The sequence below is a fragment of the Providencia sp. PROV114 genome (assembly GCF_032704305.1).
GTDB lineage: Bacteria > Pseudomonadota > Gammaproteobacteria > Enterobacterales > Enterobacteriaceae > Providencia > Providencia rettgeri.
Genome location: NZ_CP120528.1, coordinates 4,215,523 through 4,237,736, shown reverse-complemented (window position 1 = coordinate 4,237,736; position 22,214 = coordinate 4,215,523). Strand labels below are relative to the sequence as shown.

The window sequence follows — 22,214 nt, the reverse complement described above, 5'->3', positions numbered from 1 at the left end:
TTCCTGGGCTTTTAACTATTTTAAATCTATTAATTTCAAGGTGATTTATGATTATCATTAATGCTTCCACGTTCGAAAACTGTATTCGTTGTGGTAGTCCTTGTCAGTTGGAAGGCTTTGATGCTTCCCGCAATACCTATACCCTCAATTGTAATGATTGTGGATGGCATTGCTGTCACCATGAAGGTGCTGATGATTGCCCTCTTTGTATCAGTCAAAATGATGATATTGCACTTCGTGAATGCGGCGTTAAAAACCGGACTGAAGCTATCAAGTTGATGGCCAAAGTTAAATTCATGTTGGCTTCAGTAGCATGCAATATTGGTAAGAATCGATTGAGAAAAAAAGATCGTTCACGTCTAGAAGACGCATTCATGATCTTTGTCCATCTGGATGGAACGAGCTACTCCAATAGCTTTACCTATCGCGCCACCCTGGACTTCATTCATCGTCGATACCTTCAATTAGCTGCTGCGTATCATTGAGTTTCGAATGTTCTTCTATCATTTTTCATCTTAACCTCCCAAGAAACCCAGCCTATGCTGGGTTTTTTTTTGCCTTTCGATTGACCCTTACGCTCCTATCGCTTACTCTGTTCTGGCGATTACATCGCATAACTTCCGGCAATAGCCCTTAACCAAAACACCTAATTTCGGCCACCAGCGCCTCTACGAATGAATCCCGCATTCATTCTCACGGCTTTTTCATGCCTACAAAACAGAATTCGACAGCCCGGTGCCCTATAAGGCTCCGGGCTTTTTGCTGCTCGTCGAACCGGTGTTTTTCCTCACGCTGAGGAATATCAGTGCGTCCAGTCACTCTACTGGGCATTGCAATACCCTTAACTTCCCTTCCTAAACAGACTGTACCTGAGATTTAACCTCAGGCTAGTCAGGCCTTTCCAGGCATAAACTTTCTAAATATTTTAAATCTATTAATTGAGGTATTAACTATGTTCTCCAAAGCTAAAGGTAAAGTAGCGATCGACCCTCGTTATACTCCCGCTAAAAACGGTAATGACTCTGTCATTTTTTTCCGTTTGGGTTGTGAAATGAAGATCAACTCGCAAAAAGTGATTGAGTTTTTCCCTATCAAGGCTTTCGGTAAAGTTGCTGATTTTCTCCACAATACCATCAAGAAAGACTCTGAGATCTCTATCGAAGCTATCGCTCGCACAGCTCGCTATGTGAAAGATGGTTCCGATGTTCAGCGTACTGAGTTCCATGCATTCTCCGTTCACGATATTGCGACCAACCTGGTCGTTGATACGCGAATTAATGATGCTAATCCTCAGTCTTACGTTGCTCCAATCACTGCTTCGACACCAACTCAACAACCACTGCGTTCGCCTGAATTACAGGCGCGTCTGGATGCTGAGTTAGTTGTTCAGAAGATGAGTTATGACGAAGTGAAAACGATCGGTAACAAGTTCCGTGCAGCACTCCAGCAAGCACAGAAAAGTGCCGCAGCCAAGAGAGAAGCCAAACAACAGCCGCCCGCTCAACAACCTACCGTTAAGCAAACTGTGACAGCTCGTAGCAGTGCGATCTTCGTACCTTCTACAAAGCCTACCGTCACAGACCAACTCATTGCAGCTCGTGCAATGGTTAGTAATGGCAGTTATTCCGATATGCGCGGTTAATACTCCGCAGTAAACGCCACTCGTTGAGTGGCGTTTTCATATCTGTTTGGTCAATTTTTAAATCTATTAAATATGAGGTACTACCATGTCTTATTCGAACAATGCCCGTCGCGCTTATGACAACAATAACGCGAAAAGAGCCAACACTGACATCACGGTCAGAGTTGACACAGTGACCCGTCACATGATGACTCTAGGTAGTCAGTTTGAAAAGGCTGCAATGCACCCACATATCTCTTTCCAGAGAGAGTGTGTGTTTGCCAAGCACATCATTAACAACAGTGACTATCTCACTGGTATTGCGTTAACTAACCCGCGTTCTTTCGAGACTGCGTTTTTACAGTTAGCGAGTTCCGGTTTGACACTCGACCCTGCACAGAAACAGGCATATCTGGTTCCACGCAATAATCGGGTGATCTTGGATGTCTCTTATCTCGGCCTGATCAAAATGGCTACAGATGAAGGACTCTGCCAAGACATTGTTGCTGAATTGGTGTTTGAGAATGATGCAGTATTTAAGCCACAAGGTCGTCGTAATAGTCCGATCCATGAGTTTGACCCATTTGCTAGCAAAGGGGATTTGATTCTGACGGTGACGGATAAAGGTACCTTAGGCGCTCGCGGTAACTTCCGTGGTGTCTATGTGGACTTTCTCATGCGAGATGGCCGCAACCTCGTTTACTTTGTAACTGTTGAAGATTTAGCCGCTGCTCGCGCAGTTTCTGAATCTTGGAAAAAAGTTGATAAAAGAGCATTATCTCCGTGGACAACATTCCCGTGGAAAATGGTTCTGAAATCCGCCCTTAAACAAACCGTTCATTTAATCCCAGGCAACCGAACTCGAATCAGCGCAGTGATTGATTATCTCAATACCTACGGTGAAGAAGGGTTCAAGTCTTCCGCTCATGTCCCTGTTGAAGCTGCTGCTGCTGAAATGGCTCAACGTCAAGCTGCTCAGGCTGCTAACAATGATGTTGCTTCATCTCAGCCTATTGTTGCTGACGACAGTGTTATTGAGGGTGAAATTGTTGCTCATGATGACGTCGCTCCCCCTGCGCAATCGGCCCAACCCGTTGAGAAGGCATCTCAGCCTGCGTCACAGGAAGCTCAGTCAGCTCCAGTTGATGTTCAACCCAAGTCTGATGCGGGTGGATCTCAGCCAGAAGAACTTCAAGTTCCGATGTCTGAAATTCCAGGTGTTCGTCAAAGCAGTTTCAAACGAATTGCGAAACTCGTTACCCGCGCAGAAAAAACGCTGGCTTACGAAACCATGATCGCCGAACTGAAAGACGCATTTTCTTTCAACGACAGCGAATTGGCTTACGCAAAACGTCAATTGGAACAATCGCGCCGTGACCTGCTCAGTACGAAAGTTTCTGAGTCAGTTCACATGTGTGATTTTGGGATCGCAAATGACTTTGTTAATCGTCTTGCTGACGGGGAGTTTAAAGCCAGTGCAGCCCAGTGGGTTTCTTCTGTTGAAGCTGAAACTAACTCCATGCAAGTGCTCTACTCTCAAGCTCTTCAGTCCGGTCAATTCGACGAACTTGAATCTGCCTTGAATTCAGTCAAACACAAAGGTCTCAAAGAGATGTTGTGCAACCTGATTTCAACAGCTAAAGCAGCATAAAACATAACCGGCATTTATTGCCGGTTTTTTAATTTTATAAATTTATTAATGGTGATCGTATGTCTGATTCAATCTGTGAAATTGTCGATATTGAACAAGGAACTCCAGAGTGGCACAAATGGCGTAGAACAGGTGTTACGGCAACATGCTCCCCAATTCTCTTGGGTGCGCCTGGAGCTATGAAAACGCCTTATCAGTTATACCTTCAGTATGCAGGCTTGCTTGCTTCTGAAGATCTATCTGCGATTAAGCAGGTGGATGCCGGTAACAAACTCGAAGCGCTTGCGCGGTCTTACTGCGAAAGTGAATTGGGGCAAATAGCCTCACCCTTTTGCGTTCGACATGCCAAGTACCCGTTCATGATAGCTTCGCTTGATGGACAGCTCGATGACCGTTCTGTACTGGAGATCAAGAATCTCTCAGAGAAAAAACATTTAGCTATCCTCGAACAAGGTTCAGCCTCGCCGGAATTTAAATATTACTTCTGGCAGGTGCAGCATCAGTTATTCGTAACAGGTGCCCCGCAAGCTTATCTTGTTTTCTGGTCCGCTAAAGATCAGCCGAAGATTTTCCTTATCAAACCTAACCAGGGCGCTTTCACACGTTTGTTTGCTGCATGCAAAGAGTTCTGGGAACGTTTAAATCAAAAGGTAGCTCCGGCTTTTGATAAACAGCAAGACATCCTGCTGGTTTCTGATGCCGATATTCTGGCCCAAACCAGTGAATTTACTGCTCCAGATGATCTCTCTGCTCGTATCGCTGACATCCGCCGTCAAGTTGCGAATGTCCGCGCCAAAGAAGCCGAGTTTGAAGCCGTGAAAGCCCAGTTGTCTAATCTTGAAGAAACGCTTAAGGCGTCGATTCAAGGTCTTGCAACAGGTCTTGGTTTCAAAAGCACAGACCCTGTCCGTATTGATGGGTTTGGTTTTCGCTATCTGGAAAGTAAAGTCAAAGGTCGCACTAACTGGAAAATGATCGCTGAGCGTCTTAATGTGACTGCTGAGCAATATCCGGACTGTGTGACTCAGGAGTCTCTTCGCTCCAGCCTGTCTGTCTATGAGTATGAAGCTTCCCCAGAGGACAGCGTTTATATTCCACCTGAAGCCATCAAACCTGTTGTGGCAGAAGGAGATGCACTCACCGGTGTTGAAGACAATGCCTTGTTGTTGTTTTAACTCTCTCACACCCGACTTCGGTCGGGTTTTTTCTTGTTGACCCAGCTGTAAGAATTGATTATTGTAGCGGTGCGGTACACACCGCCTAACTTCTGGCAACCTGCCCCTAAACACCTAATTTCGGCCATATCGCCATTCTGAATGCGTTTACTCTCATTCACACGGCACACGCATATCTGTACCAAATTCGATAGCCCGTTGCTTTTTAAGCAGCGGGTTTTTTTATGCGTCGAAAACGGTGTTTCGTTCTCAAGCTGAGAACAACAAGTGCCTCCAGTCACTCTACTGGAACTTTGCAATACCTTAAATCTCGCCTCTTTTCTGAGGCCTTAAACCTTTTAAATCTATTAATTTTAGGAGTCTCTCCATGTCCATCGTTAATCTGACTGCATATAAAGCATCCGACGCACAACGCGAAATGGGTGTGATTGATGTTGAACGTGACATTTCACAAATCATTCGTGAAAAACTCTCGTTCAATGACTGCCCCACCGTTTCGTTAATGCAGCAACGTGCCGACGAACTAGCAGATATCGCTTTGCTGCTGTGTTCCCGTCACCAGGCTGAAGGTGTTTTGGTTTATGCCAAAACCTACTTTATGCCAACCCTGATCACCGCGCTTTCCGAGCGTGGTATTACGGCGTTTGCCACTTATGCACCTAAGTCGATTGTCTGTGAACAAGGACAAATGAGTAGCCGGTATACACATTCCAATCTGGTTTGCTGTTCTCCTGCTGCTTAATTCGACGACTCTTCACTTTTAAATTCCCTAACTCTTTTAAATCTATCTAAATTATTGAGGTAATACATGTCTACTTTTAACACTACTCTAGCTGCTGATACCCTGGTTCGTAACGTCGCAATCTCTCCGGAATTATTCGGCGTTGTCATTCCAGAACACATGAAAGCGCAGGTTAAACCGTATGCTGGTTTCGCTGCGGATAATGCATTCAGTGCTGCCATCCCTAGCCGAAATGATCATTACGTGTTTGAGCCGTCTCTGCGTGCGTCTGTCCTGATGTGGATTAACTACCCTCAGGGTCAGTCGCTGTGGATCTCCGGCCCTACAGGCTGCGGTAAAACCAGTATTGTTGAGCAAGTTGCCGCTCGACTGAACTGGCCTTTGATGAAAACAACAGCTTCTCAGGATTTGGACATTAATAGTCTTGTCGGTGGTCTTCGTCTCGTTTGCGACACAATGACCGGTGATACCCGTACAGACTTCCTTTATGGTCCTCTGGCACTTGCTTACAAATTTGGCCTCATTTTCCTTTTGGATGAATACGACCAACTTGACCCAAGCTGTGCTAACGCTTTTAACGCGATCTTAGAAGGTGGGAATCTTGTTATTCCTGAAACCAACGAAGTGATCAAAAAGCATCCTAACTTCCGTTTTGTCGCTACAGCCAACTCGATCGGCCAAGGTGATTTAACGGGTGTCTATGGTGGTGTAAAAGTGCTGAACGTCGCGAACCTCGATCGCTATATGTTCATCAACGCGAATTACATGCCAAAAGACGTTGAAACCTCGTTAATCAAGAAGTTCATTTCAGATGAAGTGCTCGCAGGTAAGTTTGTTGAAATCGCTAACATCATTCGTAAGTTGTTTGTCGGCAGTGATATCGCTGGTGATTTTAATCAGTCCAATGACAGTTCTTCTGTCAAGGTATCCGCTGTTTCGCCAGACACGCGATTGTCTGTTACGTGCTCTACTCGCTCGCTGATTGCCTGGGTTGAACGTTTCTCGCTGATGAATAAGGCCAAAATGCCTGAAGCTCTGCAAGTTTCCTTCGACTTACAAATCGGTAACCGTGCCGGTGCTGATGATAAGCGTGCTCTGCATGCCATCCTCAAAGCGGTATTCGGTTAAACCTTGTTAACACCTCTCTAAATGCAATTCTCTAAATAAATAATGGCCCATTTCTGGGCCTTTTTAATATTTTAAATTTATAAATAAAAGGTAACTAATATGTCTACGAATAACCAAACTCACACTCAAGTTTTAGACCAATTAATCCTGGTTTCTCTTTCTGAGATTTCCTGCATTAGCGGCCGTAAAAAGCTGCAACGTCAAGACTTAGGTGAAAATGCCGAACTGCCACCAGAAGTCATGGTGTCTCTTGGTTCTAAGAAAGTGATTGACCCGCAGTTGATTAACCCGTTTGAACGCTTTAAGAACAAGGCTAAGAAAGCTTGTTTGTCCTACGGTGTTGCTTTCATGGGCGGCTATGCTGTCCCAACGGATAAGGTCAATGCACTCATCGATGAACTGAAGGATGTGAAGCAAGAGTTTTATGACTACAAAAAAGAATTTTTGAAGGCTGATTTTAATGGCTGGATTAATTCATTTGAGGAAAAGTATCGTGCAATCCTTGTGCGCGATGCCGCGATTGATATCGGCTATATGGATTCCCAAATTCAATTTGGGTTTACTGCGATTCATATCACTCCTTATGGCAATGCCATCATTCAAGATGGTTTTGCAAGTCAGGTAAAAAGTCTGGCAGATGAAGTCTATGAAGACGTTGCCTCCGTTGCTGACAAGTTCTTAAAGAACCTGAATAGCAAAGATGCAATCAGTCAACACACACTGAATCCGCTACGTCGTTCTGCTGAAAAACTTCGTACTCTGGCGTTTATTGACCCCAGTGTTGAAGGTCTGTGCGAGTACATGTCTCAAGTGCTTGATAACTTACCTTTGACAGGCAAAGTTACCGGTCAAGACTACAACAATGCATTATCCCTTCTAAACAACCTCCGCGATCCACAAGCTGCTAAGTCGTTTGTATCGTTGCTTTCAAATCCGCAAGCTGATTCTGGTTTGGATGCCTCTTTGGTTCTCGACGCCTCTTTTGAGTTGCCGACTACCGATTTGGTTTCTCCACCAGCACAACCTGCTTTGGAAACAACACCAGCCACTCCTGCTGACGTGGTTCCACACACGAACGCATTCGCTGTTGCTGAAACGATTGATGATAGCTTCTTGGCCGACCTGCCACTCGACTTGCCTCCGGCCGGTCCTGTTGCAGACCCGGTTGTTACAGTGGCTGATACGTCAAGCACTGTTGAAGTTAATCAGCCTGCTGGTTCTGTTGAAGTTGTTGATGATAGCGCGCTGCTGAGTTCTTTCGTCGTTCCTGCTGCCGCTGTCGATTTGAATGCCCCGGCTTCTGCTACTCCAGTTAATCTGGATTTTGCTGATACCGATTCAGACGATGGGATCATGATGTTCTAAATCTAAGGCCCCTTTACGGGCCTTTTTTAATTTCCTAAATATGGACTTGGTTATGCAAAAGTATCTTTTGTGCAACAACGAGTTACTTGTTGAGTTTAGTAAATACGGTGAGCAGCTTCCTATGGCTTTTGCTGTGTTGTTTGGTAATACCCTGCCCTGGCTTGGTGTTTCTGAAACTGATTTCGACATCCTCCGTTTAGGCCCGTCTCACTCTCTCTACCGCTTTACCTGGCAACAGGTACTGCAAAACGCCTCGGTGACTTTGGATAGCAAAACGTTTTTTTTACGTTTGGCTGACAACGGTGACCTTCGCACCTGTTTGAAACGTCCTTAACGACTCGTTTTCGTCCTTTTAAATTTATATTAAATCTATTGTGAGGTAAGTATGGGTATTTATAACTCTCTGCCCGTCGTTGCACGCGCCCTGAGCGATCAGCTCGGAGTGAATGTAACTGTTGGTGGTTCTACGGCTTGTGCTTCTCAGCAAGGTTCTTCATTCACTATCAACATTCCTTTCTATAAGGATGCTGAAAAATTGTCTGACGTCCTTCTGGGTTATTTGGTTCACGAAGCTGCGCATGTCAAATACACAGAATTTCCGATTCTGAAAGAAGACATTCCTGCTCGTGCCAAACAAGGCTACAACCCAAGTGTTCTTGGTAAGTTGGTAAACATAACCGAAGATCTTCGTATTGAACGTGCGATAGGTCGTCGCTTTCCCGGAGTGCCTTCATTTCTCAAAGCGTTAAATCACTTTGTTTTTAATGAGGACACGAAACCAACTGATGATCCTGCTGTAGCATTTATCAACGGTTTACTCTTGTGTGGTTTCAAACGGTATCACGCACTTAACATTCCTGTTGATCAAGCCCAATCAGACTTCATTCGCTTATTCGGACAAAACATGTTTGATACAGCGATGGACATTCTCGGTTTGGCGATTAACGCGCCTTCCATTGCCGACTGTCTGGATATTTCCTGTCGTCTTTACGATCTTGCAGTAGATGCTTTTAACGATAATCAACAAGACCAACATGATCTGCCTCCTGAGACCGGTGACGATTCACAATCCGAACCAAGCAGTGATAACTCACAGCCTGGCGAAGATAATGATAGTGCTGACTCTAATGTAGATGCTGGCGATGGCTCTTCTGACGGTCAATCGTCTCAAGGTACTTCCGCTCAGCCTGGTAATGAACCTGAAAATGGTGACAGCCCTGCTTCTGGCAGTGATGTTTCCACCAGCGTTTCTACCAGCTCAACACCGTCTAAATCAGACCATTCAGACCCTTTTGCCAATGTCACTGATGATAATCTCAACGAGGTTATTAAAGGTGCTGGTGAACGCTTGAATGACTGTATTAAAGACAACGTTTCTCCAAGTGAACGCACACCTGCTGCTACCCCGTTCGGTATTGCTCCGGCTAAGCGTCACGCAACCAGAGAAGCTTCGGTTCTCCGAGGTGTTCAGGCTGCGTCTGGCCTTCGTCAGTCAATGCACGGGCTACTACAAGGTATGCAACAAACTCGTCGTACACACAAAGAAACGGGTCGTGTTATGGATACGCGTCGGCTGACTTCGGCTCTTTTAGGAGAAACCAAGTTATTCCGACACAAATCTAAAGCTGTTGAGTTCAACTCTGCCTTTACTGTTCTGCTTGATTCAAGCAGTTCATTGGGTTCTGACATGGTTGAAGCTGAAGCCGCTGTTGTCTCCTTGCTCTTTGCGTTGGACGGCATCAAAGGTGTTTCGACTTCGGCCTATCATTTCCCACATGCCACCGCAAATAACGTTGGCTTGCTAAAAGCGCGTGAACAAAGCTTCCGGGCTGCGGTTAACGCTAAGCAATTTGGTATTAGCGCAAATGGTTGTACGCCACTGGAACAAGCTTTATGGCCTGCGTTCAGTGACTTGCTAAATGCGCGCGCTGATCGCCATGTCATGGTCGTGGTCACTGATGGTAAGCCCGATAACTCCGGGCCTGTTATTCAGATGGTTAATGACGCGAAAAAAGAAGGTGTGATTGTTATTGGTATTGGCTTCGGCGGTGCTAATTCAAACATTATGACTTCTCTATTCGATGATACTGGTGTTGCTGTAGGTTCTGTCTCTGCCCTTCGCGGAAAGCTTCTCGAAGTCTCCCGCAAAGCTTTAACTCGTTAATTTTAAAACCTTCCTAAACAAATCCTTAGCCTCCTGCTTTGCATGAGGCCGGGTTTTTAATTCCTAAATTTATTTTAAATCTATTAAAGGTGATCAAAATGACTATGTCCAAAAATGCATTTGCTCATGAAAATCAGCTGTCCTTCAACGAACTGTTTGAAGCTGACGACCGGACTTATGAAGCAATTTGCGCTGCCAAAGATGATCGTTATGAATTGCGTTATTCGCAACAGATGGCTTACGAAATTATTCGTGACTCTCTGTACATCATGACGGCCCCCAGAAGCAACGTTGAACAGCGTGTTGATGAAATTCTCTGGATCTTCTCTGATAAAAATCAGTCGGATCTGTGCTCTTTCACTAGCTGCTGCTTCTTCGCCAAACTGGACCCAGAAGAGACTCGTATGAGTGTTCTGCATCGCTGGAAGCATGACCTGGCTGAACAAGATCGTTTAATTCAGTCGAACCACTACGATGCGCCATCAAATATGGACTTCGTTGAATCACAGCGTCGCGGTTTCGAAAAATACAAGAAGGCGTTCTATCACTACTACCCGAACGAAGCTGCTCGGAAGTGTGCATAACCGCTTAAAGAATAACGCTGGCATTTGTCAGCGTTTTACTTTCTCTTGGAGATATTCATCATGGCTAAATATATTAATTTTGATACTTCTGTCGTTGAACCACAAAGCGGCTTTACCGTTGAAATGATTGATGACCTCATTGGTTACGTGCATGGCAATTCACCAAAGCGTAGTGTTAGTTTGTTTGAAAACCTACCCGTTTTTGAAGAGTCTTTCGTGATCAATACGTACCACCCAATGGCCCCGGATTCACTAGAAATACACTTCTTCCGTGATGAGACAGGTAATTGGTGGCCGTACATGACCGTTGATGCACTGTGTTTAGTGCATACGTTAACGACATACGGCTACGGTCTGATGGGCTCAGAGGGTTAAGCAATGCTGATACCTTATGTGTCTTTCACATCAAATAAACGGTCATATTTAATCCGCGAAACCTCAATTTCTCAGTCCTGGCCTGATAGTCGCCATGCTGATGTTGAGACCTTTGTGCTCTCTACTGGCAAAGTGCTTCGCGCCACCAACATTAAACGTTTTAACTTCATCGATATTGCTGCACATCAGGATCCTATTCCTGTCACAGTAAACGATAATATTAACTTCTGAAAAGCAAAGGCCCCGTAGCGGGCCTTTCGTTTTGGTGAACTGTATGAGTGCTTGTGCATTGATTGAATACAATAACGCTTCCGCGAAACTGCGTGGCGTTGTCGTTCCGGGTGATGAAGCTTGTATTAAATATGCTTTATCACGTTGGGCAGTGATTGCATTTCGTATCCGCAATACAGACGACAAATTCACCCGCATACCGGTTGAGGATTGGATGGAAGGCATTCAGGCAACTGTTAGCCCCTCCCCTGCTCGCGAACGCATTCTGGCCGCATTGGCTCGTTGCAAGCCCGGTATCTTTTAATTTTCTAAATTCATAAATCTATTAAAGAGGTACGTATGTCTCATTCTGTCGAATTGAGCATTTACGGATTCGTATCTGAAAAGATGCGCCTTTGGCCCACTTCTGATGTTCAGGAGCAAGCTGACTTGGCGTTAATTCATTCCGATATGTTAACTGTGAAATTGCTTAACGATCGTGGACTTGGCATTGCCAATACTGCGTTTGGTATTAATCAGAACGAATCCCAGGTATTAAAGCTGGCGACTCGTTTTGCGTATTGTTGTGCATGTGGCCGTTTCTCCGACCCTAGCCTTGACCTTCTCAAAAAAGAGATAGTCATGCTTGGCCGGAGTTTGTGTTCCAGGTTCTTCGACTCAACGATGGCTGAGGCTGTTCGTTTCGTGGCACATGAGCCCGAGTTCATGAAAGAACAATGTGTTTGGTAATCCTTACCCTTCATTTTTATCTACAGGAGTATTTCTCATGCGTTACGTTACCTCTGACAATAGCTACACCACAACTTTCCCTATCGCTGTTCGCAACATCCTTTTGGAAATTGTGCCCGTTGATGAAGAAGATTACTCGCGCGGTTCTGATTTACGCGATGATCTCGGTGTGGTGATTAATGAAGAAACCTATATTGACATCAATCATCGCTTTGCTGATTTGGAAGGCGAGGTTCGGACATTGCTTGCAATGAACCGAATTGGTGTTGGTACGGAATCGTTCAATGACCCTGACTGCCCTTCGCTGTCTGTTAATCAAGCATTATTGATTAACTTGGCGATGGACTTGAATGGGGTGATTCATACCAGTTTGTACCGGGATTTGTTTAAGAAAAACTCATTCTGCGCGCAGATGTTGGTGAGTATCGTGGAGATGGCTGAGGCTGTTTTGTCTGATAATGAAGAACCGGATGTTTTCAAAGATTCTCTCTTTGGTGGTATCTACTCTCGTTACACCATCGGTTTAAAAGCACACCTGTTTCACTAATTGCTTTTTTGCTGTCCACAAACTCTCTTTCACTGGTGATGTATGAAAAACATATTTAAATTCCTGCCGCTGATTCCTGCGGTAATCATTGTAGCTGCAACGGTATTTTTCAGCTTTGATGTCATGACTATGGTAGTTGTTATTGTTGTCATGTCTGTCATTGCTGCCGGTTGTGTTGCATTGGCCGCTTATTTCATCGTGCTCATCCTTCAGGATGTCTACGGTAAAATTATGAAACTGCGTCACTCTCTATAACTTCGATTTAACTTCCCCTCCGCACAACATCCTCGTTGTGCTTAACTTCCCTCAGTGAGCCCTAAAATGAAACTTAATACCCTTCGCTTCTTCTCTCTTGTTTTTACTGTTGCAATTGCTGTCATGGTGATTGTTTTCGGTAGTCACTTTGGCATCAAGGTGACAGAGGACTTTGTCATCAAAGTTCTTTTGATTGTCTCGATGCCGATCGCGTTTACTCGCAACAAGAGCAAATCGTAATTCCAGCCTAGGGTAACCACCCAAAACCCTGTCTTCGGACAGGGTTTTTTTTTGCTTTTTTTTACCAGCCATAACCGGAGCTGCATTCACAGACAACGGAAGGATGGTAAACAAAACGCAAGCACATGCGATTCCTTCAACCCTTTGAGAACACCGGTTTTTGGCCTCATTTTGCTGGCCTTTTTTGCCGTTTTCCTTGCCTGTGTATGACAAAATGACCGCTCATTGATTCATCAGATGAGGGATTTGATGAAACTTCTCGTATGTGCTCACAGCCGTTCGATGCTCATGCCTGTTTTTAAGCTGCCAGCCATACTCTGCACTGACTCTAACCGTCTCAGCTTGCAGCGTGAACTTGAACGTAAGTACGGCGGACGCATGACCCTCGATGAGGCCTGTAAGGAAATTGGTATAAAACCCGAAAGCATCATTAAGAAGATCGGGCAACAAAGATATAGACACTATCAACTGTGCCAACAGCTTGAAAAAGCCAGGGTTTTTAAGGGGAAAAACTCCTTTTTTTGGACTGACAGGATAGCGGCAATTCTTACCAAAGGTAATGAAGATGAAATTCCAAAGTTTCAATAAAACAGTCATCGCTACCCTGGTATTTGGGGTGCTCTCTGCTCATGCGGTAGCAGAGGGTGGCAAAGATAATAAACCAAAGGCTTCCAACGGGCAGGTTACCGCTGGAGGTACCTCGTTTCTGGATGGAAAAGAAGAAGGCTGGTTCTGGAAAAAAATGCCTCCTGAACCGCCGAAAGAAATCGAACCTGAGACTACTGTTGCTAAAGCGGACAAAACCGAAGAGCAGGACAAGCAAATGCCTGTCCCTGAACCTTCCGTTGCGGTTACTCCTGAAGAGGGGCCTGAAGCCTTTACCGTGGCCTGGTACCGTGAAAACGTACAGAAATTACGTGACCGCGCAATTGACGAGCCAACCCAGGAAAACGTCCGGGCCTATTACCTTGCGCAGCGCATTATGTTGGACAAGGCGAGCCGGTTTACTGATATGGCGCGCTTAGTGACATCTACAGATCCATTGATTGATGAAAGCAGTCGTCGCTCTACGTCTACCTTCGGCGCTATGGACCAGTCTGCGGAGGCTGAAAAAAACTCACGGCTTGTTATAAAAGACATTGCCACACGCGCTGGGGTTTTCTTTTTCTTCCGTGGCGAAGATTGCTCAATCTGTGTGAAACAAGCGGCGATCATGAATACGTTCACTTACATGACCGGTATGAAAGTTATTCCAATTTCGATTGATGGTAAACCAATGCCTGGAAACATCATGGAGAACTGGCGTGCAGATACTGGTCAAGCAGCAAAATTGCAGATCACCAACACTCCTGCGCTCGCACTGGCTATTCCTCCAGAGGCAACGCGGATTCTTTCATTCGGGCCTCTCAGTGCCGATCAGTTGATATCCCGCACAATCATGATTGCACATGACTCGGGGCTCATCACCAACGAGCAGTACAAAAGCACGCTTCCATATAACGACAATGGGTATATCGATTCGAGCATCCTGAAAGATATGCCGGAAGAGTACCTGGAGAACTCGGACGACTTTATCAAATACATTCAGAAGAAATCTGGTTACGCAGCATCTACAAAGGCGAAATAACAGTAGCGGGAGTAACAAAAAATGGTTTTACAACATCAAAAATCTAAAGGGCTCAAACGCACTATCTTAGCAATATCGATTGCTCTGTCGGGTGTGTTCACGTCTTCTTCCAATGCTGCGGATATCAGTACCCAGCTCGATAGTATGTTCGGTTCAATGTCCAATGTAACTGGCGCGGGAGATTATCACAGCATTACTCGTGATGGGTACACTGGTGGGGGCTTTGTTCTCCGAAATAAACTAAGAACTCTTACGCCAGTCACAATCGATCTTCCTGCCGCGTCGGGCGGCTGTGGAGGGATCGACCTTTTTGGTGGGTCTTTCTCATTTATCAATGCCGAGCAGTTTGTTCAGATGCTACGTAACATCGCCGCTAACGCGGCTGGTCTGGCTTTTCAGCTGGCACTTAACGCAATGGATGCAGTTCTGGATAATGCCATTTCAAAAATGCAGGCTGTTGTTCAGCAAATGAACGATCTGACCGTTAACTCCTGCCAATTAGCAAAAGGATTACTGGTAGATACAGCTTCCGCATTTGGTGAAAATGCCAAAATGTCCGTGTCATCCCAACTCTCGTCTGATGGTGTTGTTGACCAGTTCAAGGCAATGTGGGGTAACTCAGGTGGTGGTGAAGCCCCAGAGAAAGTCAAAGGTGATACAGGGAAACGTAAGCCTTGTGGCGACTATGGCAACCTCATGTGGTGCTTGCTGCAAAATGGACAGTTCTCATCTCAATTCGAAGGCTCTGAGCAACAACAGAAAGAATTGGTTATGTCTCTCACTGGTACGATTATTGTTGGAAAAGATATCAGTACAGACAAAGACGGATCCATTAAAAAAAGCGTTGTTCGACTTGGCCCTCTGGCAACTAGCTCCGTGTTGGATTCTATTATTCATGGTGACCCCGCCTTCCATATGTGGAGTTGCGTAAACCAAACCGAAACGTGCGAAAACCCAGTGCAACAGCAAATTGGCTTGAATGGCGTTGCTAACACCATTAATAAATTCTTCATTGATGATGGGTATCTGGTTTCGGCAAAATCGGGTGGTGAAGTATCTAGAGAGCGGCATGAACAGGCTGGGTATTACAACGTTGGTGGCGCTGGTAATAAAGCTATCATTTTGGCAAGGCATGACCTGAACGCCAGTCATTCGTATATTCGAGCCATCTCACCTGTCCTATCCTACTCGGCTGCGAATCAATACCTCAGTGATCTACTAACGGCCGCAGCAACAGGGGCCCGTATGGCGCAGTCTAACGATGATTCTGCTTCAGCTTACTACGAAGAGATGTATAAGTTGATAGAAGATGCGCGACGTAATTTGGCAATTTCCTATAGCACATTAGCGGCCAGATACGGCGGTGAAGAGAAGATCCAGGAAACCTTCCAGTCCTACATGCAATCCCTGCCTTTAACTGAATATCAAGGTGAAGGGTCGGTAGACGGCGCACTCTAAGAGGATATGAGTAAATGACTCAGTGGAACGTATATACCGTTGGTGACATTGAATTTATGCATAATGTTTTCAACGCAGTTGCAATGCTAATGAATAGTGGGATGTTCTCAGATCTATTTCGCATTGCTGCATTGTTAGGGGTGATCGGGATTGTTATTTCATCGGCTATTTCAGCAGGTAAAACCGTCTCCTTCCAAAACATGGCCGTCTGTATTGTCATGTATATGGTGTTCTTCCAGGTTTCGGCTCGTGTCAACATCGAAGATGTTACTAGCGGACGTTTCCGTGCAGTTGATAACGTTCCGGCAGGCCTTGCAGCATCGGCCTCCATCATATCCACTGTCGGGTATTCAATTACAGAAAAAATGGAGCAAGCATTCTCCACTCCTTCAATGACTGAGTATGGTGCATTGGATCCATTGGTGGCAATGACGTCTCTTTATGACACATTAAAAAACCCAATGCGCTGGTTTTTAGCCAACGAAAAACCGCGTGTAGATTTCGCCAGAAGCGTGGAAAGTTATATGAAAACCTGCGTGACTAAAGATGTTATTCGGGGGGCGAAAACCTACTCAACTCTTTATAGAGGCACTCAAGGCGTGCAAGGGCTGAGATCTGATGACCGCTTCCAGCACGTCGTGCTTTATGATGGCAATATGGTGGGCTGGGCTCCAGGAATGGAAGATATGAAAGGTGTATCTTCACAATATTCTTGTGCAGATGCTTTTGATAAATTGATCATGCAACATGCATCCTCTTCTGACATGTTCCGTAAAGCCTACCAGCGTTCTTATGCCGCTTTGGGCCGGACTTGTCAGGGCGATGGTGACGTCTGTAATACGAGCAGAAAAGTTCAGGAGATCATGAATTTTTACAACCTAAGCGGTACAACGATGCGTGATTTCCAAATGACGATGATCATGTACCCCTACCTTCGTGATGTGCCTAAGTATGGATATGAAGCCTCCTTCCGAGGTGCCGCTGCTATCACCCGAACTCAAACGCAAACCCAACAAGCCTTCCAGTGGGCATCCTCCGGCGCGTCTTTCCTGTCTTGGATGGCGGCGTTTATGCCAATTTTCCAAGGGCTAATCTATGCTCTTACGCCATTCATGGCCTTTTTATTCGGTCTGGGCATTATGGGTGTTCGCTTGGTTATGAAATATTTTCTGGTCATTATCTGGACTCAGACTTGGATGCCACTGGCAGCAGTTGTAAACATGTACGTGCTTGTTCACACTCAAACTAACTTGTCTGCCATTTTCAATGGTATAGATCCGATTTCATTCGATAAGCTATATCTGATGCTATTTGAAACTCAAAAAAGCATCGGCCTTGCTGGGAATTTATATGCGATGATCCCTGCATTGGGTGGCTTTATCGTATGGGGTAGTTCGGTCGCCTTTAACTCACTGGCAAACTCCGCCGCTGCGCCTCACGCAGCTGATACCAAGCAGATGGCTCCTGATGTATCGAACGCGCCAGCCATGAACAACCGAAGCGCTGATGTGAACTTCGATCGCTCCAGTGGGTCTGTCATGGGTGGTGCATCTTCCGCATTGCCTAAATTTGATATGAAGCAATCTGCTTCTACTAACCTCGCCAGCGCTAAACAGAACGTCGAGTCAGCCTCGGTTGAACGCTCTGCATCAGAAGGGAAAATGTTCCAAGAGGTTGCTTCCAACATGCGAAATGGAACCCAGTCTCAACAAAGCCAGGATGCCATGCAAGCTGCTTTGGGTTCTCTAACCTCTTCCCAGCGTTCGTTTGTTCAAGATGTCGCTTCGCGTAACGGGACTTCCGAAGCTGAAGCATTGACAGCTTTGAATATGGGCTCTGTTCAAGGTAGCGCTGAGGCATCTGCTGGTTTGAAAATTGGAGGGTCTGGTGCCTCAGTTTCTGGGTCGGCATCCTTACAGCGTAATGAGTCAGCTTCAAAAGGTAAAACTCACACGGCGGACGCGAGCTACTCAAGCAGTGATAACGCTTCAAACAGTGACGCGCTAAGCTCGCAACTCAGTCAAATCAGGTCACAGTCTTCAATGGCTTATTACAGCAGCATGCAGGCAGCAGGACAAAGCACTGCGGCAACCCAACAATACGGTGAAGCTTATAAAAAACAGGAGTCGGCTCAAAAATCCTATTCTGAAGCACAACAGTATTCGATGAGTAGCTCTCTGGGCCAAAACATGAACTCAGCACAGATTGCGCAATCCATTGGAGGTAGCAACGAAGCTCAAGCCGCACTAACTCAGGTATTGGCTGGTCGCGAAGACTTATCTCAGCGGATCAACGAAGATACAGCACGCCTCTCTTCACTAGGGATGACACAGGAAGATGCGCATACATTCGCTCAGTTCAGCGCAGCGGCTTCAATAGGTCAAGCTGGCGAAGTAGCTAAACTGTCAGGTTTCGTTAGTGGAGGTTCGCAACAACCAGAGGTCAGCGCTGATGCTGCCAGGGCAAACCAAGGGATCGCAGCTAACGCAGAGCAAGCCGAAGCGCATATCGATAGTATTGCTGGTGGTGTTAATAATGGTTCAAGTTCTACCCAGGGTCAGGCAGCAGCAGGCATAGCTGGTAATTATGCCCAATCAGCACCAGGCACAGCCCAGGGGCACGTTATTGATCAGCATTTCGATAATAAAGGACAGGTTGAGAATCATGAATCCCGTTCAACCCAAGAACTCAACACTATGAGAGGCAATGCTGCACGATATGAACTGGTGAACAAATCAAATTATGGAATGACGGGGGATGCGATGCCTAAGGTTCAAAGCGCCTTAGACAAGGTTTCAAACGGCATTAAGCCGGGGGGGTTCTCTTATCAGGAAGGTTACGGTCAGGGACAGGAAATGGCTTCTCAAGTAACTGGTGTTGGAGGTGAAAGAGGCGAATACGCTAAAAATGCCATCTCACACTTGTACGGTACCGTCAAAGACAAAGACAATACGCCAGAGCAAATGGAACACGCTCGTATTCAGGCCTTCCACGCTGTCACCCTCGCAACCGGCGGTGAATATGTGAACGGTAGGCTTGAAGGCGGCGATCAGCAGCTAGCAATGGCGATTATTGGCAAGGTAGAATCCACGAAGAGCAACATGCATCGTACTGATGCTCATGTCGTAAAAGAATCTGTCGAGGCGCTGATGTCTGATAACGAGAAGAAATAACCCTTAACATACAAAAGCCTCCAGTCGGAGGCTTTTTTTTGGCCTAAAAAACTCAACCGATATAGAGCATATAAGCAGCGGGAACGCTGAGTACCAGCCAAAACATGCAAAGCGCAATGTCTCTTTGGATCCCCGGTGGTTTGGGTGGTGACTTTTTCGTGCTTATTGGAACTCTGTGAACCACAATGGGGGGTAGATAGGCTACGCCGTGTGCGCCAAATGTACTCATGTTTTACTCCCAAATATCAGTAAAAGAAAAGCACCTCGTTTTGCTGCCCTTCTTTGTTGCCCGTATACGTCATTGATTTATGCTTGCTCAATGGCGTCTCTATGCATTGATTCTCTCACAGTTCTTTCAGGTGACGAAATTTTCTGTGATACGCCTAGCCATCAATGCCTGCAATCTACAAGGTGATTACGAATGATAACCCTTTTTAGGAAAAATTGGTTTTCAAAAACGGTCTGCACGTTGTTCACGATGAGCCACTTGGGTGTAGCGATGTATGCCCCCTACGCTTACTCGGCAAACTCGGCAGCAAATGCTCAGTCAGCGGTTGAATTCTATAAGTCTCTACCCGGTCTTTCTGCAAATAGTAACGGCACTGTTCAGTATGGGGATGGTGAGGCCGTTAACTTAAATAACGTGTATCCTGGCGAGGCGTCATCCACCTCCCTGGATCAGCTGAAATCCGTGTATGGTAATGATGGTGAAACCCAAAAGTTAGGCTTTGATACTGGTTCTGCACTTGCCTCTGAATCGTCATTGCGAGGCGAAGCCTATCGCGCCGTTTCAGGCTCAACGAAAACGACTGCAAAACTGAAAGCCACGGATTCTATCTTTGACAAACACAAAGATTTCTTGGCGAACCAGGATAAATACATGCAGGATCTGGATGACTGCTCAATGACCTCCGAACTGAATACGGACGGTGTTAAGCAACACATTCCTGATTATAAAGAGTGCACTCGCACCACCAGCGTCAGTGGCACCTATCGTTTAACCCACCCTTACGTGGCAGGCTTCCTGAGCCATAGCTCCGGTTCTGCCAACATTGAAGGTTGCGGTGAAGCCTGCGTAACTCTTTGGGTGGGTAGAGTCGGCGATAACTACTGGGATGGTCGTTGTAAAATATATGAAGAATATACAGGTGTTCGCGTTTACAACCCGCAAGCCATTTCCAGTGCAAAACTGACTTACGCAACCTGGGATGATTATATGCAGATCTACCTTGGTGAGAAAAAAGTATTTGCGGGCCCTGTTGCAGGAATGAAGGATGCAGGTACTGATGGGAAATACCGACCTTGGAACTACAGCAAAGGTGAGTTATTCCCACCAGAAACCGAAGGGCCTTGCGAGTTGGATACCAGTTGGCGTGTTGATCCACAGGCTGACGTGACTCAGAACTTCCAGGAAGTACAAGACGGCGATGAACTGATTTTCAAAACACGCGTTTCAGTTTATGGCAATGGTGAAGGCTATGCGAAATTGGAAGTTCGCTACGACCCATCTAAGGCCGTTAGCAAAGATGAATGGATTGCCGACAACCAAGAAGGGTTCAATACTTTTCTGGATGCAGTCAATCAGGGTTATTGCCAAAACTATTCGGTCACCTGCAATGAAACAGTCACACCTGACGCGAATGGCTGCGCTTATATCAATGGGGTTACTGTGTGCGAAAAGGATCTTAAAACACCACCGATCGGCGGGCTTTCCCCATTCTGCCGTAGTGCAACCGTTGTATCTAACTGTGGTACTGATGCCGGAGTGAATAACTCATGCAAAGACTTTGATAATAACAATGCCTGCAAATTTATTAAGTCTTCCTGCATCACAGGCGCAGCTGGTGGGCAAAGCGGTTGTTGGCAAGCTTCTGAGACCTGGGACTGCGGTCAAGATGTTACAGTGCCAAGCACTACACAAACCGAGACTTACCAGTGTGCTGGAGCGGTGCAGTGCATCAACGGTACCTGTTTAACGCCAGAATCGGAACCTAGTGGAGACTTCCAAACGGCAGTCGCAATGCTTCAAGCGGCGACTTACGCGGTTAACGAAATGACCTGCGGTGATGAAACTATCAACGTCAATCGCACTTGCACCTTATTCAAAGGTGAAGCTGCTACTTGTAAATCAGCACTGGGTGGCTGGGTCGATTGCTGCAACCAGCCTGTTGATGTCAGCTGGATTGAGTATCTTCAGCTAACCTACTACACCCTGAAAGTTTCAGATGCGCTGGCCGTTAAAGCGGGCATGTTCGAGCAAGGTAAAGGCATGTTCGACATGGGTTCTGAATTGGCTAACAGTGCTATTGATGCAATCACTAAACCTGCAATGTCTGCACTGGATAGCTTAACTGGTAATGCAGGGTCAGCGGTTGCAGATAAAATTGCAGATCTCGGTATCGGAGAAATGATGGATCAGGCGGTGGGCACTTTAACTAAACAAGTTGCTCAATGGACTTTGGACACCTTTGGTTCGAGCGTAACAAATGCGTTATTCCAGGCCGGGGGCACAGCTGCTGGGTCAGAATCGGTTGCTGCGGTCGGGTCCGACGGCGCATTAGCCAGTTCTGTAGAGCTGTCTTCCACCCTTACTTCCGCTATTTCCGTTGTCGGTTATGCCTACATGGCATATCAGGTTGCAAACATCTTGGTAAACATCATCTGGGCTTGTACAGCAGATGAATTTAAGCTTGCTGTGAAAAAAGAAACCAAACTTGCGACCTTCATCGATAGCTGGTGCCAATCCAAAGTGTTAGGGCAGTGCATTGAAAAACGGTCAAGTTACTGCACGTTCAACTCACAGATTGGGCGAATTTTCCAAGAACAAGGGCGCGCCCAGTTGGGCATTGGTTGGGGTGATAACAAGAATCCGGATTGCCGTGGCTTAACGTTGGAAGAGTTTGGTCGAATTGACTTCCAAAAAGTCGATCTGTCGGAATGGATTGGTTCACTTTACTCAGCCGATTTACTGCCAACGCCCGAATCAGTCAATCTCGACAGCATTACCGGTTCAGGCAGCATTCTCAACGTTGACGGTAAACGTAAAAACAGCCTCGACCGTTTCAAGGATGGCGTTGATAGCGTTGATATAAATGACCTGAAGGATAAAGCAGGCGCTTCAATACAAGTGCGTTAATCATAAAAAACCC

At 46.0% G+C, this 22,214-nt stretch carries 23 protein-coding genes; 21 read left to right on the top strand and 2 right to left on the bottom strand.

The features are described from left to right. Positions 1-47 precede the first annotated feature (47 nt). From P3L37_RS19320 to P3L37_RS19245, 16 genes are all read left to right on the top strand, one after another. Positions 48-485, top strand: coding sequence for a hypothetical protein (locus P3L37_RS19320; RefSeq protein WP_042847236.1), 438 nt, complete (start codon positions 48-50; stop codon positions 483-485). Between the two features lie 467 nt (positions 486-952). Next, positions 953-1,642, top strand: a complete 690-nt coding sequence (locus tag P3L37_RS19315) for a single-stranded DNA-binding protein (protein WP_052219378.1) — start codon at positions 953-955, stop codon at positions 1,640-1,642. Between the two features lie 85 nt (positions 1,643-1,727). Then, positions 1,728-3,272: a recombinase RecT gene (locus P3L37_RS19310; RefSeq protein WP_042847235.1), complete on the top strand. Its 1,545-nt coding sequence runs from the start codon at positions 1,728-1,730 to the stop codon at positions 3,270-3,272. Positions 3,273-3,331: 59 nt separating this feature from the next. After that, positions 3,332-4,447: a lambda-exonuclease family protein gene (locus tag P3L37_RS19305; protein WP_052219377.1), complete on the top strand. Its 1,116-nt coding sequence runs from the start codon at positions 3,332-3,334 to the stop codon at positions 4,445-4,447. Positions 4,448-4,814: 367 nt separating this feature from the next. After that, positions 4,815-5,189, top strand: coding sequence for a hypothetical protein (locus P3L37_RS19300; protein ID WP_042847234.1), 375 nt, complete (start codon positions 4,815-4,817; stop codon positions 5,187-5,189). A 66-nt stretch (positions 5,190-5,255) separates the two neighbouring features. Then, on the top strand, positions 5,256-6,317 hold the full coding sequence (locus P3L37_RS19295) for an AAA family ATPase (protein ID WP_042847233.1): 1,062 nt from the start codon (positions 5,256-5,258) through the stop codon (positions 6,315-6,317). Between the two features lie 99 nt (positions 6,318-6,416). Continuing rightward, a complete protein-coding gene (locus P3L37_RS19290; RefSeq protein WP_052219376.1) occupies positions 6,417-7,682 on the top strand; it encodes a DUF3150 domain-containing protein in 1,266 nt (421 codons plus the stop codon). 52 nt (positions 7,683-7,734) lie between these two features. Then, on the top strand, positions 7,735-8,016 hold the full coding sequence (locus P3L37_RS19285) for a hypothetical protein (RefSeq protein WP_042847232.1): 282 nt from the start codon (positions 7,735-7,737) through the stop codon (positions 8,014-8,016). Between the two features lie 51 nt (positions 8,017-8,067). Beyond that, complete coding sequence (locus tag P3L37_RS19280; RefSeq protein WP_166267788.1) at positions 8,068-9,846, top strand: VWA domain-containing protein; 1,779 nt, start codon at positions 8,068-8,070, stop codon at positions 9,844-9,846. A 98-nt stretch (positions 9,847-9,944) separates the two neighbouring features. Then, entirely contained in the window at positions 9,945-10,430 is a 486-nt protein-coding gene (locus P3L37_RS19275) for a hypothetical protein (protein WP_042847230.1), read from the top strand. A 60-nt stretch (positions 10,431-10,490) separates the two neighbouring features. Next, the gene (locus tag P3L37_RS19270; RefSeq protein WP_042847229.1) at positions 10,491-10,805 is read left to right on the top strand and encodes a hypothetical protein; all 315 of its coding nucleotides are present in this window, start codon (positions 10,491-10,493) and stop codon (positions 10,803-10,805) included. Between the two features lie 3 nt (positions 10,806-10,808). Beyond that, positions 10,809-11,036, top strand: coding sequence for a hypothetical protein (locus tag P3L37_RS19265; RefSeq protein WP_042847228.1), 228 nt, complete (start codon positions 10,809-10,811; stop codon positions 11,034-11,036). A gap of 43 nt (positions 11,037-11,079) precedes the next feature. Continuing rightward, positions 11,080-11,340 (top strand): hypothetical protein, encoded by a 261-nt coding sequence (locus P3L37_RS19260; protein WP_042847227.1) that lies wholly within the window; start codon positions 11,080-11,082, stop codon positions 11,338-11,340. A gap of 35 nt (positions 11,341-11,375) precedes the next feature. Next, positions 11,376-11,765 carry a hypothetical protein gene (locus P3L37_RS19255; protein ID WP_042847226.1) on the top strand — a complete coding sequence of 130 codons (390 nt, stop codon included), beginning with the start codon at positions 11,376-11,378 and terminating at the stop codon, positions 11,763-11,765. 37 nt (positions 11,766-11,802) lie between these two features. Continuing rightward, on the top strand, positions 11,803-12,312 hold the full coding sequence (locus P3L37_RS19250; protein ID WP_042847225.1) for a hypothetical protein: 510 nt from the start codon (positions 11,803-11,805) through the stop codon (positions 12,310-12,312). Positions 12,313-12,354: 42 nt separating this feature from the next. Beyond that, positions 12,355-12,567 carry a hypothetical protein gene (locus P3L37_RS19245; RefSeq protein ID WP_042847224.1) on the top strand — a complete coding sequence of 71 codons (213 nt, stop codon included), beginning with the start codon at positions 12,355-12,357 and terminating at the stop codon, positions 12,565-12,567. A gap of 51 nt (positions 12,568-12,618) precedes the next feature. Here P3L37_RS19245 and P3L37_RS19240 read toward each other — a convergent pair whose 3' ends face one another. Beyond that, on the bottom strand, positions 12,619-13,020 hold the full coding sequence (locus P3L37_RS19240; RefSeq protein WP_042847223.1) for a hypothetical protein: 402 nt from the start codon (positions 13,018-13,020) through the stop codon (positions 12,619-12,621). Between the two features lie 36 nt (positions 13,021-13,056). Between P3L37_RS19240 and P3L37_RS19235 the strand changes: the two genes are divergently transcribed. Genes P3L37_RS19235 through P3L37_RS19220 form a run of 4 tightly spaced genes read left to right on the top strand, consistent with a single transcriptional unit; the run spans position 13,057 to position 19,065 of the window. Continuing rightward, positions 13,057-13,395 carry a hypothetical protein gene (locus tag P3L37_RS19235; RefSeq protein WP_166268095.1) on the top strand — a complete coding sequence of 113 codons (339 nt, stop codon included), beginning with the start codon at positions 13,057-13,059 and terminating at the stop codon, positions 13,393-13,395. Further along, positions 13,373-14,434, top strand: coding sequence for a conjugal transfer protein TraF (traF, locus tag P3L37_RS19230; protein ID WP_042847222.1), 1,062 nt, complete (start codon positions 13,373-13,375; stop codon positions 14,432-14,434). The genes P3L37_RS19235 and traF overlap by 23 nt, the downstream gene beginning before the upstream one ends. A gap of 21 nt (positions 14,435-14,455) precedes the next feature. Beyond that, on the top strand, positions 14,456-15,892 hold the full coding sequence (locus P3L37_RS19225) for a conjugal transfer protein TraH (protein ID WP_042847221.1): 1,437 nt from the start codon (positions 14,456-14,458) through the stop codon (positions 15,890-15,892). A gap of 14 nt (positions 15,893-15,906) precedes the next feature. After that, complete coding sequence (locus tag P3L37_RS19220) at positions 15,907-19,065, top strand: conjugal transfer protein TraG N-terminal domain-containing protein (protein ID WP_052219375.1); 3,159 nt, start codon at positions 15,907-15,909, stop codon at positions 19,063-19,065. Between the two features lie 52 nt (positions 19,066-19,117). Here P3L37_RS19220 and P3L37_RS19215 read toward each other — a convergent pair whose 3' ends face one another. Further along, entirely contained in the window at positions 19,118-19,294 is a 177-nt protein-coding gene (locus tag P3L37_RS19215) for a hypothetical protein (RefSeq protein ID WP_200129300.1), read from the bottom strand. 192 nt (positions 19,295-19,486) lie between these two features. On the opposite strand from P3L37_RS19215, the gene traN reads away from it, so the two are divergent. Beyond that, positions 19,487-22,201, top strand: coding sequence for a conjugal transfer mating pair stabilization protein TraN (traN, locus tag P3L37_RS19210; RefSeq protein ID WP_196053746.1), 2,715 nt, complete (start codon positions 19,487-19,489; stop codon positions 22,199-22,201). Positions 22,202-22,214 lie beyond the last annotated feature (13 nt).